The sequence below is a fragment of the Rhodococcus pseudokoreensis genome, from assembly GCF_017068395.1.
Classification (GTDB): Bacteria; Actinomycetota; Actinomycetes; order Mycobacteriales; family Mycobacteriaceae; genus Rhodococcus_F; species Rhodococcus_F pseudokoreensis.
In genome coordinates this window covers 2,714,044-2,728,152 of sequence record NZ_CP070619.1, presented here as the reverse complement: position 1 = coordinate 2,728,152, position 14,109 = coordinate 2,714,044, and the positions used below count along the sequence as shown (strand labels likewise).

Sequence of the window (14,109 nt, the reverse complement as noted above, 5' to 3'; positions counted from 1 at the left end):
CCCCGACGTGATGCCTGATGATGTCGAGTGATTCCTAGGAACTGTTTCACCAGGTGGCGGGCGTTTCGTCTGCCACCTGGTGACGTCTAGTGATGTGGTCACACACCTCGTCTGTGACCACTCTGAAGCCACGTCACAACGGGAACGGCCCCCAACCTCCTGCCGAGGTTGGGGGCCGGGTGCGCGCCCTACACCTGGGCACGCTCGATGTGTTCGAACGTCAATTCGTACGCCCGGATCTCCGCGTCAGGGTCGACCTTCACGTCCTCGAGGTCGGGGTGCTCGAACGCCAATTCGATCCAGTGCTGCGGGTTAGCCGCGTGGTCGTACCTGACCGAGATCGTGTTGACCAGGGCACTGCGGGTGACCTTCCGTCCATCCCTGTCGATCGTGTCGACATCAACGATGAGCGGCGTGTCCTTCTTGTCGGGATCAGCGAGGTCCCTTGCGAGTGCGGTGTACGACAGGATCGTGGTCGGGTAGGGAACCGTGATGGGGAACATGAAACAACTTTCATGAGAAGTGACGCCACGGAACGGATGAACCGTGGGTTAGCTGAGAACCAGCACCAGCACATTGAGTGAATCAGCGGTCCGCCGAATCGGACGACCGAGGTTGCGGCGTGTCGAGCTTTTCGTCGGATCGAACGTGTGTGCTAATCACTGATGGGTCGTCAAGGTCTAGTTGATTCTGTCGATGCGAGTGGTGCCCTGGTGGGTGATGCACAGGAAGGTGGTGCGCACGTTCGCGCCGAAGGTGTTCTCCGCGTCGACTGCACCCTTAGTGATCCAATCCCCGGCCGTGTCCTCGTAGGTTGTCACCTCCACGAAGTCCGCGGTGGCCGGCGTCTTCAGGTTGTTGGTGACCAGCTTTTCGCACGTGATTTCGGCGCTCGACTGGGCGGCTAGCTCGGCAGATCTCGCATCGAACGCGGCCTCAGATGCAGCGGCTGCCGCGGCCTGCGATTGCTCCGTTGCTTCCTGCTCCTCAGCGGTGGGGCCCGTGATGGCGTGATACCCCACATAGACGCCAAACGCCACCACCACGGCGCCGGCAACCACCAACCATTGCTTCCATCCCCACGGGGGCTTCGGCGGTGGCGGCGGTGTCGACGCGTTCGTGGTGTGCTTCGTCCACCCGGTGCCGTCATGCCAGCGTGCAACGGCTTTGCGTTGGGGATCGGGATACCAGCCCGCGGGCGTTGTCGACGTCATGAGAGATGCATACCAGGCCAGTAAGACATTGGCGGACAATGTCATTCGAGCGACCGACACCTTGCGTTGCGTCAGCACAATTGCAGGCGCGCACGCAATCCGTGCTGGTAGTGGACATGTTTCGCGTGGTGGTTGCACCATCGGAAGGATGGATTCGAATCCGTTCATAGTCGGCGATCGCTGCGCATACCGGTCGAAGCGCGCAGAACCGCTGGTCGAGATCGAAGTACTCAAGTTCGGGAAGCTTCGAGGACACCAACAAAAGCGCCACCGGCGGCTTCAGATCCGATGGATTGACGACGAGTTCGAGGGCAGGGTGGATTGGGTGCCGTGCGGCCGCCTGAAGTGCCTGTGGCGCGATGTGGCCGCCTTCCGTGAGCGGGAGGCGAACTGGGCCGGGGTACGCGTTGCGCCAATGCGTGGCCTCCCCGAGGAAGTTGCGCTCGATGTTGCGGCGGAAGTGCTGCTCGACTCGGAAGCCATTGCGTTTGAGGTGAACGACGACGCCGGCGTTGCGCGGATCACGGATCGCAATGCGCTGGCTGCCCACCTCGGGGTGACCGGGGCGTTCTTCGAGGATCCGACCAACTTTTATGAGGATGGGGACCTGGTCGTGTGCTGGCGGGTGACCGAGCGGATCCTCCGGCGCGCCGTTGCGCGCAACCCAGATGCCATCTTGTTGCACGTTGCGGACATGCAACCACTATCGGACGCAATGCGGGAGCGCTACGGGCCGGGGTTGGATCTGCTGATGCAATGGGCTGGGCAACCGCGGCCGGGACTGTACGACGAGGTTCTGCGGCTGAGAGGCGAACTGGGGCGCATTACCGAGCTGGCAAGGGATGCCATCGCGAGCCTAAGGGAGAGTACTGACATGTCGAAGAGGACTCAGGCGTCCATGCGAGTGCGCGAGTTGGAGCGGCGACTCCTGCTCTTGGACTGGCCATTCGAGTCCTAACCCGAAATAAACCTGTGGCCCCACCCAAATGGGAGGGGCCACAGGCTCGGACTTGCGGATCTAGTGTCCGATGACGTTAACCTTTCTGCTGGTCAAGGCGTGTGTGGTCACACGGTGGTCACGTGATCACAGGCCGTTCTTCATGATCGCGATGTTCGCCATGCCTGCCCCCTGATCGACGTCGACCTGCACGTTGACGGTCTTGCCTTCCTGCGCTGCGTCGCGGATCTGGCTCAGGACTTCGAGGAACTGGCCCGCTGCCTTCTCCAGTGCGGGGTGGGAGTTGGCGCCGGTGTCGAACTGGCCGGTGAAACGCCCGTCCGCATCGAACCCGGACGCCACCGCGAAGGCGCCGCCGACACCGATGGCACCGAGGTTGTACAGGGCGGCACGGCGTTGGTTCGCGGTCATGCCCGCCAACCCGCCCGCGGTCAACGGGATGTCCAACGAGGGGCGGTCCGAGTTGCCGCGGTACCCGCCGAACCCACCGAGACCACCGTCCGCCATCGGCACCAACTCGTACCCGAACCGGTTCGCAACCTGCCTCGTGAGCGACAGAGACCGGGGACGCTTCGACGACCCGAGCGGGATGAACGCCTCCCCACCGGTCTCCGGTTCCCCGTACCTGTACACGGTTCCGTGCTGGATGCCGGCCTGGTCGGGGAGGTTGTCGATGCCACCGTTCGCCCGGTACTTGATTGCCGCGGAGAAGATGGTGTCCGACTTGGGGTCCGCGGGTGCGCCCGTGCTCGTACCCGTGGAGGACGAGGAACTACCGGGCCAGTTGGTGACGAACACCCGCTGCCCATCCGTCGACACCGACACACCCGAATCCGTCGTGCCAGTGACAGTGCCGCTGTCGGCCGACCCTGTGGAGCCGGCGCCTGAACCTGACGACGACTGACCGAGATCACCACTCATCGGAAACCACGCGTGCTGATCGAACATGCCAGCGTCCCAACCTGTATCCCCGCCGACAACAACACCCTCCGAACCATTCGATTCGAAGTTCGTCCCATCCGGATACGTCATCGCGGTGTGCCCGTTGGCGCCGCCACCGTTGTCGTACCAGCCGACCCGGATCGTTCCCTCCGGACCCTTGCCGAGGATCGCGCCCCTGGCCTGCAACCACGAACCCTCATTTACCGTCGACATCCGGGAGTCGAACGCATCCAAACCGAGCGCCTTGTTGATCGCCCCCGAGACGGCACCGGAACAGTCGATGCTGTCCGTGGAGAACCCGCCCATCAGATAGGTGGCGGGGTCCATGCTGCGAGCCCATGACATCGACGCGTCGAGACCGCCCTTCCCGATACCAGCACTTTCGACGACACCGCCGTTCGCGAACTTCAGCAGGCCGAACCCGAAGCGTTTCGCGACATCACCGAGGATCGCCTCGGAGCGTTGACGCTTCGACCCCGCGAGGGGGATGTATGCCTCACCGCCGGTTTCGGGTTCGTTCCAGATCCGGGTTCGACCGTCACCAATCTGAGCCTGATGGTTCTCCACACCGCCGTCCGCGTAGTGCACGTACCCGCCGGACCTTTCGAGCGCCTCGTTGGTGGTGGCCGCGGCCAGCCGGGACGCCTCGTTCTCCGCCGCAGCCAACGCCCGCACCTTCACATCAACGTTCACGCTTCGCTGCTGATTGATGTACGCGTCGAGGATGCGGTCGGCCTCGTCTGTCGTGGCGGTGACCTTGATGCCGTTCGGGGTGTTCTCCACCTTCAATCCCAGCGCTTCGAGGTTCTTCACCGTCTCCGGGCTGTTGTCCGAGATGGTGATCGACTTGTCATCGGGGATGCCTTCGACAACCGTCGTTCCCAGGGCCTGCATCAGTCGTGCTGACTCTTCGGCCTGCGCGCCTGCCTCCGCGACGCTGTCCCGCATCCCCTGAATGACAGGTCGGCCGGCGTCGATGACGTCGGCCATGCCGCGAGCCTTATCGCCGGCGGTACCGACCGAGTCCGCGAACCCGCGCATACCATCGGCGATGTCCCGGAAGTCGTCAGCCTGACCACCCATACCGGGGATCAGGTCGAGGACGCTGGCCTGTGCATCGACGAGACCAGCCAACTGCTGAACGACTGTGCCGATGGTGCCGCCGACACCCTCAGCGAAGAACGCCCACGCCCGCAACGCCCCCGAGGAGAACGCCATCGTGGCATCCAAGGCGGCGAACCCCGCATCGGCGAGTCCGGTGAAGAATGCAATGATCTCCGGCTTGTGCTCGGTGACCCAGGTCGCTGCATCTGTCATCGCCGGACCGAACGCCTGCGCCAATGCCAACTCGATCTCATCTGCTGACGTCACAATGCTGCGCTTCGCCGTCTCGAACGATGCTGCCGTGCCCTTACCGAAGGTGTCGGACGCGGTCTGCATGGACCCTTCGAGCTTGTCGAACTTCTGTACAGCCGTGGTGACGTCCCAGTTCGCGAGGGCGGAGTAGAAGTCGCCCGAGGTGTCACCGAGGAGTGCCGCGGCCGCGTTGTTCTTCTTGGTCTGGTCTTCGAGGTTGCGGATGGTGTCGAAGGTCTTGTCGAAGGCAGCGTCTGCCTCCGGGCCGCCCTTCTTGAAGATCTCATACATGGACTGACCGTCGAGGCCGATGTCATTGAGGGTGGCGACGATGGTGTCACCCTCCTCGGTGATGCGGCGGCCGAATTCACGAAGCGCGTCCGCTGCCCGGTCGGTGTTGTCGGCACCGAATCCCTTGCCCATCGACTGGTTGATCAGAGCGAGGGTGGTTTCCGCTGTCAGCCCCGTGTTCTTCCAGCCCGCCGAGTACTCAGACAGGGAATCGACAAGGTCGCCCTGGGCATTCATGCCGATTGTCCGAGCCCTGGTGATGAAGTCACCGGCCTCGTCGAATCCGTCGACCAGCCCCGAGTTCACCAGGCCGCCGACGCCGCGCAGCGTCTCGGCGGTCTCTGTGCCGAGCAACGAGTTGAGCGTTTCCGTCTTCTCGATAGCGGCCTGGATCTCATTCTCGGTGGAGCTCGCGTCCAGGAGCTTGAAGTCGAACAACGCCACCGTGGAGGCCATGTTTGCTTGGACGGACTCGCCGAAGTTCTTCGCGTAGGCCGCGCCCGAAGCCCGACCGATCTTCGCAGCAGTTTTGTCGTCGAGGTTCAGCTTCGCCTGGACGTCGTTGCGGGCGGCTTCCTGTTCCATGCCGTCCGCGATGGCATTCGCCAACACAGCGCCGGCGGCGACACCGAGCGCTGTGACACCGAGGAGTGATCCGGCGATGGGCCCGCCCTTGCCGCTCAGCGACCCGATTTTGGACGCGAATGCCGCGAGGAAGCTGCCGCCCCCGGATTCGCCGGTGCGGCCTGCGAGGTCCCCGACACCCTGGAATGCACCGGTAAGGCGTTCGCGGACACCCTCACCGATGCGGCCTGTTTCCTGGGATGCCCTGCGTGCGCTCTCCCCGATCTGATCCACCTGGCGGGCTGCGTCCCGCGATGACGTCCCCACCCGGTCGATGTCGCGGCTGGTGTCCCCTACCCGGCCGAGGTCGCGGCGAGCGTTCTGCGCGTTGGTGCCCAACCGGTCCGCGCCCTGCCCAGCATCACGGAGGGCGGTGTCGACACGACCGGCTTCAGTGCGGGCGGTACGACCAAGATCCTGCAACCGCTGTTCGGACTGCTGCAACCCGCGGGTGAAGCGGGTGTCATCAACTGTGAGGCGAGCTACAAGCTCACCGACGTCGAGCGCCATCAGAGCACCCCCTCTGCGTGGGCCTGCGCAAGTCGGACCGCCGTCTCCCGGGCGAGAACGTCATGCATCAGAGCGAAAAGCAGGCGATGGTGCTGCATGACTTCCTGCATGGCGACACTCAGGTCGCGGAGCTCTTCTGTGCTCATCATCGACAGCGCGAGTTGGACACTTTCGGTCGCACCGTCGTCGAGGCCGGAGAGCATCGATGTCAGATCGTCGTAGCTGGGCGGGGCCTTGTCGTCTCGGTTTACCATGTGTGGCTCCTGTCTTCAGTTGTGAACCTGCGGATTGAGAATCCGATTGGGGGTGTGTTTGCGCTGGTCGCGGTATGGGTGGTCACGTGGTGGTCACCAGCGATTCCTGCACCAACCGCGATGGCCCCAGCCGAAGCCGGGGCCATCTTGGGGTGTTACGGGTTGTCGTCACCAGGCGACTCTGCGATCAATCGACCGTGCCCGTCCCAGCGCCGGGTCGGGTCGGGCTTCTCCCTGTCGAGACGTCGGCCCTGGTTGTCGACACGGGGGCGGCTCGCCGCCTTGTCCTCCATCGACTGGCGGATAGCGCGGAGCCGTTCGCCCGGATCGGTGATGCTGGTGAAATCGTCCATTGGGATCAGTCCTCTCAGAGAATTTCCTGGATGCGGTGGAAGCTCATGGGCCATTCCCGGGTCTGTGCAGTGCTACCGCCGGCGCCGCCCATGATCTTCGGCCGCGCCCGGAAGTTGAGTGCTTCCTCGATTGCCACGCGCAGCCAGTCAACTCCCTGGTCTGCGAAGTAGGGATGGCGCACCTTCCATGCGGCGGTGTTGAATGCCCGCTCGTCCGGGCTGGTTGCCTGCGCGCTGGCGATCGCGTCTTCGTCGGTCATCCGCTGTTCCACGGTGGCGATGAGGTTGCGGATCGAGTCCACGGCCGCGATGTAGGCGTCCTGGACAGGCTGGAGTGCGGTGTCGGACAGCAACCGGTCGAGCGTGGCCTTGGCTTCCTCCACCTCTCGGGCTTGCCGTGCTTCCTCCGCCGCCTCGGTGGCCTTCTCCGCGGCTCGGCGGGCGGCCACTGCCTTCAGCTTGGCGAAGCGGGTCGACGTGGTGGCCTTGTCGAGCGCGTTGGGGTCGACGTCCTCGCCGGCCATGATCCGCTGCTCCAGTGCGGTCTCGCTTTCCACGGCGGCGGCCGCGGCGTTGTCGGCTTCGGTGGCGGCGGCGGTTGCCGCATCGGCTGCCTCGGTGGCCTTGGCTGCGGCCTGGGTGAAACGTCGAACAGTGTCGGTGATCTTCAAGGTGTCCTCCTGTGGACGGTTTGTGTTGTGGTGCATGTACTTGCGGATTTGTTCTCCGATGGGAGGTGCATTCGCACAGGTTGCAGGGTGTGTGGTCACGCCGTGGTCACCCAGCCGTTTCGTCGGCGAGTGCCGCTATCTCGGCGTCGATCTCGGCATCAGTCGGAGTCGGTGGCTCCTGACCGCCGTTCTCCTCGTCGTACTCGCCCGCGAACCTCTCCAACGCCTCCTGCATCTGCATGAGCATCGACTTGGCGGCTTCCGTACTGGCGCCCTTGGTGTACTCGGACAACGCACTATGAGTGTTGGCCAGGCGTTCGACAGCCTTCGAGAACTCCGCGGTCGCCTTCGCGTCGGGGAGGTCCATCGTCATACGCTCCGGTCCTGCCGGGGTGTTGACGATGACCTCATGGGACTCCCACAGCCGCTCACGTATCGCAAGAGCATCGGCGAGCGCGGCCTCCGCCAGCCTGAGACGGTTGTAGGCCAGCCGATCCCGAACGGCTGTCGAGGCTGCCGGCACACCCGTCCATAGCAAGCCCTCACGCTTCGCCCACCGACTCACGGTCGATGGATTGACGCCGAGGTCCCGGGCAATCGAGTTCAACGAACGTCCCTGGTGGTGACCCTCCCGGATCTTCGCCTCGTCCTCCTCGCTCAGCTTCGGTATAGCCATGGGTGCCTCCCATCCGGTCTCGCGTGCGCGCACGCATGGAACATTGCGCTGCGGCTCATCGTTCGGTCCCTGGGTTGGTTGTGAGCATCGCGGCGAGCCAGACATCCACCGTGGCGTAGTCGGAATCGGTGTTGTCGAACTCGTCGAGGCGTAGCGACTTGTCTGTGGCGACACCGGCGACGACTGCCAGGTCGCGGGCGTCTCGGGGGTTGTGTGGGCTGATGGCGTCGAGTGCTTGTTCGGCGATGTCGAGCCAGCGGACCGCGAGACGTGATCGTCGCGCCTTTGCGTCGAGCTTGGCGGCTTCTGTTGCCTGGACTGTGGCGGTTCGGTCGAATGTGACGCCGGCGATCTCTGCTGCTTTGGTGACGGTGCTTGGGGAGCAGTCGAGTTGCCGAGCGATCTCGTTTCGTCCGTGGCCTTCCGCGTGGAGCTTGGCGACGTCGGGTGCAATCGTCTCCCGCGTTGTTGGTGGTCGACCGGTCGCGGCGGTCATGGTTGCCGTGCCGTGGTTTGGAGTCCGTGTGCGACGTTGGCGAGGATTTCGGGGTGTTCGCCGGGGAGGTCGTGGTTGTTGGCGATTTCGCTGGTGAGCATGGCGGCGAGGTGTGCTTGGGCGAAGATGATGGGTCGAAGCTGTTCAACGTCGAGTTCGTTGACGGCTTCGACGAGCGCCGACTGGCCTGAGTCCTCGTTGATGTCTGCGGCGAGGGATGCGAGTCGGAACGCCTCTGAGAAGGTGTCTCTCATGCTGCGCCTCCGGTCAGGTAGTTGCGATGGGCGAGGTGGGGTTTGCATTGGATGCAGGGGATGGGGCGACCGTCGAGGTCTTGGCCAAGCCATCCGCGTTTGCAGTCGAGGTGATGGGGCCTGTTGCTGGGGGTGGCGGCTTCGACGTCTTCGCCGAACCTGTTGAGGGTCATGCGAGGACTCCTTGCCCGTCAGTGGTCCAGTGGGGGTGTTCGTGGTCGGTGGGGCGTGTGAAGCAGGGGTAGGCGCGGTCGGCGAGGACGAGGCCGGCGTCGGAGGGTGTTCGGCATTGATCGCCTCGGCGGTGGAGGTCGAAGGCGCTCAGGCTGGAGAAGGTGTGGTGGCATCCGCTGCAGTGGCAGGTATGCATTCCGCCCCATGTGGCTTCACACTTGGTGCAGGTGGTCATGCGTGCCTCATTTCTGCTGACGTAGTAGGAATCTGGGGGACTTTCGGGGTGCCCCTGGTGTGGTTGGGTGGGCGCAAGGTCTCCCGGATGCCGTTCTCATGCCACGTCTCCGGGCGGGCGGAGTGGTTCACCCGACACGCGCCACTGACCTAGGGGGCGGGGAGGGGTGTGTGTTTCTACACCGCTCTCTAGCCCCCCTGTGCTCCCTAGATCACTCTCTTTCATTCCGTTGACCTGCAAGGGAGCAGCTAGGGAGCTAGGGAGCGCAGATTCAGATACAGGGGTGGGTGTGCTCCCTAGTTGGGGGTCGATGCTCTCTAGGTTCGGCAACGACCAGAACCACGGCCCCTCACCCCCGGGCCGACTGGCTTTGATGCCCAGCTTCTTCTTGGCACGCTTCGCCTGATCCTTCGAGTAACCGTTCGCGTCGGCTGCGGAGTAGACGTCATTCGCCTTCTGGGAACCCATGTTCAGGAACGACATCAACCATTCTTCGATGCCGTTCCGGTCCTCCTTGCCATCCCCGCGTTCGTCGTCGTACTGGTCCGCGATGTGTTCCCGCATGGTCTGCTCGGATTCCCCGATGAGAACCAACTTGGGAACGGTGCCGTCGTCGTCCTCGGTGGGTGCGAAGTGCTGCACGCTGTCCATGCGGAACCGTGAGGCGGGGACCTTACCCACCAGGTTTGACTTCTCTGGGCCGATGAGCACACAGCCCTCATGTTCGGGGTCTGCCTGGGCGAAGAGCGACATACGCGCCTTCTTGCGGAGTTCTCCGCTGGCCCCGTACATGTCTCGTGCATTGCCCGTGGAGATGCGGTTCGTGTGCGTCAGGAGCATTACCGCGGCCCCGGTCTGGGTGGCAGCTTCCCGCCACGGATGCAGTGCCCGCCGCGCCTGCTGTGGATCCTTCACGGACAGCCCACCTGGAACGGTATCGAGCCAGGCGTCGACCACCACGAGACCGGGCCGGACGTGACTGTTGGTGATGAGGTGGATGTCGGCAGGGAAGGTCGGAGCCCCTGACCCGTCCTGTTCTGCACAGATCACGTGGATGCGGTCGAGGTCTGCGCCGGCCACTTCGAGGCGAGGTCGCACAGTTGATGCCCAGTCGTCCTCGGTGACGATGACGATGACGTCCTCGGGATCGCGTGCGGGGATGCCGAACTCGGGGACCGCCCGACCGGTGGTGACCGGGGAGGCAACCCAAACCCAGGCCGCCGATTTGCCGATACCTTCACCGCCGACCAGCAACGTGATTGCAGACCGGGGAATGCGCCCCTTGGCGAGCCATTGCGGCTGTCGTGCAGCCACCAACTCTGTTGCGCGCCATAGCTTTGGTCGAGCGAACTCGGCTTCTGCCTCGGCGTTGTACGGGCCGGGAAGTTCTGCGGATTCTGCGGCGGGGGTTTCGACCATTTGAAAGTCGTCCACACCTAATCCGGCGGCGATGTGGTCGGCGGCGTCCTTCCCGACCTTCGCCTCCACGATGACAACCGTCGCTTTGCCATCGAGAAGTTCCGCCACCTGCGCGGCATGCTTGCGGCCCGGCTCGTCCTTGTCCTGCACGACGATCACCGTCTTGCCGTACAACGGCGTCAGATCGGCGAGGTGCGCTTTCCCCGCGCCCATTGCGGTGCAGGTGGCGGTGACCCCTTCGGATTCGAGGGCGTGCACATCCTGCTCACCTTCGACCATGTAGACCGTGGTCGAGTTGGCCAACCTGTCTGCTCGATAGATCTGGTTGCCCTTGGTGTTCCCGGCCTGGGAAAACTTCTTCGCAGGGGTTCGGGAGACCTTGCGCCCATCCGGGTATTCGTAGGTGATGCCCTTCGGGTCATCGAACAAGTCGGTGATGGCCAACCCGACCGCACCGAGCACCTGGTCGAGAGTCTCCCCCGCGTGCGGGTGGACAAGCACCCGACCTACGGTTTCCGTTATCGTCACCGACCGGTCTGCCGGCGAATGACCCGGCGCCTGGGCCGAGGCCCGACCGCTCCCACGATGGGTAACGGTCAGGCCGGCGTTCTCGAATGCGTTGATGACGCGGTTGAAAGCGATCACGCGGCAGTGTCCTTTGCTCTTCGTGCGCAGACCGGACCAAGGTGCCGCTGAATGGATTTGTGGGCGACGAGCCACTGACCGCATGACAGGCACCGGACAGCGGGCCGGTAGCCGAGTTCGCGTAGCTCAGCGAGCAGTTCCTGCTCCTTGCGTTCCTGGTGGCCGCCGGTTTCGATGTGGTCATTCATCGCGGACAACCTCCTCGGCAGATTCGGCTTCACCAAGCGCAGCCGCCAACTCCGTGACGACGTGGACCGCTTCGGCGATCGACAGGGACAAGTGCCCCTGAAGCCCGAACGTGACCCGGACAGTCTTGGTTTCAGCGTTGTACTTGACGCTGGGCAGGTCGTCGATGACGAGATCGGTGATGAGGTACGCCATTACGCGGCCTCTCCCAACGAGCCAGCTCTGTTGAGATTGGTGGACAGGATGATTTTCGTGGCCCAGCCGACCTGGTTGTCGTGAACGACTGGCACCCACCCGGCCTCGGAGGTCGGGTCGGTAAAGAACGCATCCTCCGCAGCGGCGCTGAGGTACATGTCCTGCTGGTCGGTGAGGTCATGCCGGGGAATGATGTGGACGACGCCGTCGAAGACCGCGAGCTGCCCAATGTCCGCCACCGTGGTGCCGTCCGCCATCTGGGTGGAGACGACGCCATACGGGGGTTCTTGCTGGATGCCGAGGACGTCGGTGAGTTCGGTGTTCATCGCACACCGCCGAGGGCGAGATGCGGCACTCGTCGGGGGTGTGTGGCACACTGTCCGTACATAATTCTTTACTCCTTGGCGGGGGTTGGAATTCAGGCCCTCGGCGGCTTCTCGGGTGCAACCGCGAAGATCAACGCCGGGGGTTCTTCATTTCGCGGGCAGTTCGCCCGGGTCACGCGGCCGGGATCTTGTCGTCGGCGTCGATACCGAGCGCCTTGAGAAGGCCGGCGACGGGGACCACGTACTTGCGCCCGATGGTTAGGACAGGAAAGGGCAGGTCGCCACGCTTGGCAGCCTTGTATCCGGCGGTCGTGCCCATGCCGAAGATTCCGAGTGCGGTCTTCAGGTCGGTTCGGACTCCGAGACCTTCGATCGCCTCTTGCGTCCAGGTGATGTTCATGTCGATCGAGTTGCTGAGCATTGCAACCTCCATTTCGCGTTTTGCAGTTGCACGTGTTTCGCAAACCCAGATAAGCACGCCTCGCAACACCTGTCAACTTTTCGCGGTATTGCATGTTTCGCAAATTGCGATACGGTGTAGCGGTGGCTGAACATCATTCCGACCAAGAGGTCGGCAACAAGATCGTTGAACTCCGTGAGTCGCTGGGCATGACCCAGGGGCAGCTTGCTGAACAGCTTCGATCCAGAGGACTGGGCTGGTCGCAGGGAACTTTGTCGAAGGTCGAGACCGGGCAGCGGTCGGTGAGATTGACCGAAGCACCGGTCGTGGCGCTCGTCCTTCGGGTAAGAATCGACGAGTTGGCCGGCATCGAGGACGCTAGGCCAAGCGGGCAGATGCCTGCGCTTCTCCAGCATGAGGTACTCGATCAACTCGATCTGATCAATGACGCACTCCAGCAGGCCCGGTCGATCAAAACCCTTGCAGACCAATCAATCCCCGCCCTGGAGCGAAGCTGGGACACCACAAGCCGGGTTCTCGACCACCTAGTCGGGAAGGCTGAAACGGACTACGAGGCCGGCCCGCCCGTCGAACAAGAAAGAGGCGACCAATGAAGGGTTCGGTGTCGAAGAGGTGCAAGTGCTCGGTCGAGTACGACGCCAAAGGGCGGCGGAAGGCATGCCGCAAGCCCCACGGCAGCTGGGTGTTCATCGCCGACATGGGACAGGATCCGGCCACCGGGAAGCGCCGGCAGGTTCGCAAGTCGGGGTTTCGGTCGAGTGACGAGGCTGAGGCCGCGCTCGCGAAGTTCCTCCATGAGGTCGGCACGGGCCAGATCGCCCACGACGACAGGCTGACGGTGGCGGACTACCTCCGCTCCTGGCTGGAGGCCAAAGAGCATTCCGGCATCCGCCCGACCACGCTGCGGTCCTACGAGCAGCACGTGACCGCCTACCTGGTCCCACACCTCGGGCGCCTACGTCTCGGCGACCTCCGCGCCACCCACGTGGAGAAGTTCCTCCGCGACATCGCGCAGCCGAAAACGGCGCCGAAGCCTGGCGAGAAGATCGCCAAGGGCGCCCGACGCAACCCCAAGAGCCTCTCGCCGGCCACCATCCGCCGCATCCACGCCACCCTGCGCTCTGCTCTCACGTCAGCGAAGCGGAAGCATCTTGTGGCGTTCAACGCTGCGGAGAATCTGGAATTGCCCCGGGCTCAGCGTCCGAAGGTGAAGCCGTGGGAAGCCGACGAGCTCGGGAAGTTCCTGGACCACGCGACCACGGACCGGCTGGGGACGCTGTTCGAGACGATGGCAATGACGGGGCTTCGCCGCGGCGAAGCGTGCGGCCTGCGCTGGGAGGATGTCGACCTCGAAGCCAAGACCATCATCGTGCGTCAGCAGATCGTGGAGATTGACGGCACAGGTGTCGCCTGCTGGTTCTGCAAGGGGGAACACCGGCAGTTTCAGTTCGGGAAGCCCAAGACCGCCAGCGGTGAGGATCGTGTGGTTGGTATCGATCAGCACACGGCTGGTGTTCTGCTCGCCCACCGCTTCGCTCAGGAGCTCGAACGGGGGCAGTGGGGGAGCGCCTACGTGCACCACGGCCTGGTGTTCGCCCGGGAGAACGGGGATCCGTACCCGCCGCAGATGGTCACGGACCAGTTCAACAAGCTGACGAAGGCGGCCGGTGTCCGTTCGATCCGTCTGCACGACCTTCGCCACGGCCAGGCGTCACTGCTCCTCGCCGCCGGCGTCGACCTGACGATCGTGTCCAAGCGTCTCGGGCACTCATCGATCGCCATCACCGCGGACACATACAGCCATCTGCTCGCCGGTGTGGACTCGAAGGCGGCAGAGGCTGCGGCCGGCCTCGTACCCCGTTTCAGCAGGGACCAGAAAGGCGGGCGTGACCACTTTGTGACCACTCCC

At 63.8% G+C, this 14,109-nt stretch carries 18 protein-coding genes and 1 pseudogene; 3 read left to right on the top strand and 16 right to left on the bottom strand.

The annotated features are described in order from the left end of the window. Positions 1-188: 188 nt before the first annotated feature. On the bottom strand, positions 189-503 hold the full coding sequence (locus JWS13_RS17650) for a hypothetical protein (RefSeq protein WP_206006787.1): 315 nt from the start codon (positions 501-503) through the stop codon (positions 189-191). Between the two features lie 177 nt (positions 504-680). Further along, positions 681-1,259 (bottom strand): DUF2510 domain-containing protein, encoded by a 579-nt coding sequence (locus JWS13_RS17645; RefSeq protein ID WP_206006786.1) that lies wholly within the window; start codon positions 1,257-1,259, stop codon positions 681-683. Positions 1,260-1,362: 103 nt separating this feature from the next. Between JWS13_RS17645 and JWS13_RS17640 the strand changes: the two genes are divergently transcribed. Beyond that, positions 1,363-2,172 (top strand): hypothetical protein, encoded by an 810-nt coding sequence (locus tag JWS13_RS17640; RefSeq protein ID WP_206006785.1) that lies wholly within the window; start codon positions 1,363-1,365, stop codon positions 2,170-2,172. A gap of 126 nt (positions 2,173-2,298) precedes the next feature. Here the strand turns inward: JWS13_RS17640 and JWS13_RS17635 are convergent, their stop codons facing one another. The 14 genes from JWS13_RS17635 to JWS13_RS17575 form a co-directional block, all read right to left on the bottom strand. Continuing rightward, positions 2,299-5,895: a phage tail tape measure protein gene (locus tag JWS13_RS17635; RefSeq protein WP_206006784.1), complete on the bottom strand. Its 3,597-nt coding sequence runs from the start codon at positions 5,893-5,895 to the stop codon at positions 2,299-2,301. Next, entirely contained in the window at positions 5,895-6,149 is a 255-nt protein-coding gene (locus JWS13_RS17630; RefSeq protein ID WP_206006783.1) for a hypothetical protein, read from the bottom strand. The genes JWS13_RS17635 and JWS13_RS17630 overlap by 1 nt, the downstream gene beginning before the upstream one ends. A gap of 155 nt (positions 6,150-6,304) precedes the next feature. Continuing rightward, positions 6,305-6,502 (bottom strand): hypothetical protein, encoded by a 198-nt coding sequence (locus JWS13_RS17625; RefSeq protein ID WP_206006782.1) that lies wholly within the window; start codon positions 6,500-6,502, stop codon positions 6,305-6,307. A gap of 14 nt (positions 6,503-6,516) precedes the next feature. Then, positions 6,517-7,173, bottom strand: coding sequence for a hypothetical protein (locus JWS13_RS17620; protein ID WP_206006781.1), 657 nt, complete (start codon positions 7,171-7,173; stop codon positions 6,517-6,519). Between the two features lie 106 nt (positions 7,174-7,279). Further along, positions 7,280-7,849, bottom strand: coding sequence for a helix-turn-helix domain-containing protein (locus JWS13_RS17615; protein ID WP_206006780.1), 570 nt, complete (start codon positions 7,847-7,849; stop codon positions 7,280-7,282). A 55-nt stretch (positions 7,850-7,904) separates the two neighbouring features. Continuing rightward, the gene (locus JWS13_RS17610; RefSeq protein WP_206006779.1) at positions 7,905-8,345 is read right to left on the bottom strand and encodes a helix-turn-helix domain-containing protein; all 441 of its coding nucleotides are present in this window, start codon (positions 8,343-8,345) and stop codon (positions 7,905-7,907) included. After that, positions 8,342-8,599 (bottom strand): hypothetical protein, encoded by a 258-nt coding sequence (locus JWS13_RS17605; RefSeq protein ID WP_206006778.1) that lies wholly within the window; start codon positions 8,597-8,599, stop codon positions 8,342-8,344. Before JWS13_RS17605 ends, JWS13_RS17610 begins: the two co-directional genes overlap by 4 nt. After that, a complete protein-coding gene (locus JWS13_RS17600; protein WP_206006777.1) occupies positions 8,596-8,772 on the bottom strand; it encodes a hypothetical protein in 177 nt (58 codons plus the stop codon). Before JWS13_RS17600 ends, JWS13_RS17605 begins: the two co-directional genes overlap by 4 nt. After that, complete coding sequence (locus JWS13_RS46450) at positions 8,769-9,008, bottom strand: FDXHR family putative zinc-binding protein (RefSeq protein WP_420855008.1); 240 nt, start codon at positions 9,006-9,008, stop codon at positions 8,769-8,771. Before JWS13_RS46450 ends, JWS13_RS17600 begins: the two co-directional genes overlap by 4 nt. A 96-nt stretch (positions 9,009-9,104) precedes the next feature. Next, positions 9,105-11,072, bottom strand: coding sequence for an AAA family ATPase (locus tag JWS13_RS17595; protein WP_206006776.1), 1,968 nt, complete (start codon positions 11,070-11,072; stop codon positions 9,105-9,107). Next, positions 11,069-11,260, bottom strand: a complete 192-nt coding sequence (locus tag JWS13_RS17590; RefSeq protein ID WP_206006775.1) for a DUF6011 domain-containing protein — start codon at positions 11,258-11,260, stop codon at positions 11,069-11,071. The genes JWS13_RS17595 and JWS13_RS17590 overlap by 4 nt, the downstream gene beginning before the upstream one ends. Beyond that, complete coding sequence (locus tag JWS13_RS17585) at positions 11,253-11,453, bottom strand: hypothetical protein (protein ID WP_206006774.1); 201 nt, start codon at positions 11,451-11,453, stop codon at positions 11,253-11,255. The genes JWS13_RS17590 and JWS13_RS17585 overlap by 8 nt, the downstream gene beginning before the upstream one ends. Continuing rightward, a complete protein-coding gene (locus tag JWS13_RS17580; RefSeq protein ID WP_206006773.1) occupies positions 11,453-11,779 on the bottom strand; it encodes a hypothetical protein in 327 nt (108 codons plus the stop codon). Before JWS13_RS17580 ends, JWS13_RS17585 begins: the two co-directional genes overlap by 1 nt. A 172-nt stretch (positions 11,780-11,951) precedes the next feature. Beyond that, on the bottom strand, positions 11,952-12,200 hold the full coding sequence (locus JWS13_RS17575) for a DNA-binding protein (RefSeq protein ID WP_241032234.1): 249 nt from the start codon (positions 12,198-12,200) through the stop codon (positions 11,952-11,954). Between the two features lie 122 nt (positions 12,201-12,322). On the opposite strand from JWS13_RS17575, the gene JWS13_RS17570 reads away from it, so the two are divergent. Beyond that, on the top strand, positions 12,323-12,793 hold the full coding sequence (locus JWS13_RS17570) for a helix-turn-helix transcriptional regulator (protein ID WP_206006772.1): 471 nt from the start codon (positions 12,323-12,325) through the stop codon (positions 12,791-12,793). After that, positions 12,790-13,947 (top strand): annotated as a pseudogene (locus JWS13_RS17565) (site-specific integrase); the annotation flags it as partial. The gene JWS13_RS17570 and the pseudogene JWS13_RS17565, both read left to right, overlap by 4 nt. Between the last annotated feature and the right edge of the window lie 162 nt (positions 13,948-14,109).

Bases quoted from the DNA above. Each gene is read 5' to 3' on its own strand.
- JWS13_RS17625 (WP_206006782.1), bottom strand. From the start codon at position 6,502: ATGGACGATTTCACCAGCATCACCGATCCGGGCGAACGGCTCCGCGCT.
- JWS13_RS17635 (WP_206006784.1), bottom strand. From the start codon at position 5,895: ATGGCGCTCGACGTCGGTGAGCTTGTAGCTCGCCTCACAGTTGATGAC.
- JWS13_RS17650 (WP_206006787.1), bottom strand. From the start codon at position 503: ATGTTCCCCATCACGGTTCCCTACCCGACCACGATCCTGTCGTACACC.
- JWS13_RS17580 (WP_206006773.1), bottom strand. From the start codon at position 11,779: ATGAACACCGAACTCACCGACGTCCTCGGCATCCAGCAAGAACCCCCG.
- JWS13_RS17590 (WP_206006775.1), bottom strand. From the start codon at position 11,260: ATGAATGACCACATCGAAACCGGCGGCCACCAGGAACGCAAGGAGCAG.
- JWS13_RS17630 (WP_206006783.1), bottom strand. From the start codon at position 6,149: ATGGTAAACCGAGACGACAAGGCCCCGCCCAGCTACGACGATCTGACA.
- JWS13_RS17645 (WP_206006786.1), bottom strand. From the start codon at position 1,259: ATGACATTGTCCGCCAATGTCTTACTGGCCTGGTATGCATCTCTCATG.
- JWS13_RS17615 (WP_206006780.1), bottom strand. From the start codon at position 7,849: ATGGCTATACCGAAGCTGAGCGAGGAGGACGAGGCGAAGATCCGGGAG.
- JWS13_RS17600 (WP_206006777.1), bottom strand. From the start codon at position 8,772: ATGACCCTCAACAGGTTCGGCGAAGACGTCGAAGCCGCCACCCCCAGC.
- JWS13_RS46450 (WP_420855008.1), bottom strand. From the start codon at position 9,008: ATGACCACCTGCACCAAGTGTGAAGCCACATGGGGCGGAATGCATACC.
- JWS13_RS17610 (WP_206006779.1), bottom strand. From the start codon at position 8,345: ATGACCGCCGCGACCGGTCGACCACCAACAACGCGGGAGACGATTGCA.
- JWS13_RS17640 (WP_206006785.1), top strand. From the start codon at position 1,363: ATGGATTCGAATCCGTTCATAGTCGGCGATCGCTGCGCATACCGGTCG.
- JWS13_RS17575 (WP_241032234.1), bottom strand. From the start codon at position 12,200: ATGCTCAGCAACTCGATCGACATGAACATCACCTGGACGCAAGAGGCG.
- JWS13_RS17585 (WP_206006774.1), bottom strand. From the start codon at position 11,453: ATGGCGTACCTCATCACCGATCTCGTCATCGACGACCTGCCCAGCGTC.
- JWS13_RS17605 (WP_206006778.1), bottom strand. From the start codon at position 8,599: ATGAGAGACACCTTCTCAGAGGCGTTCCGACTCGCATCCCTCGCCGCA.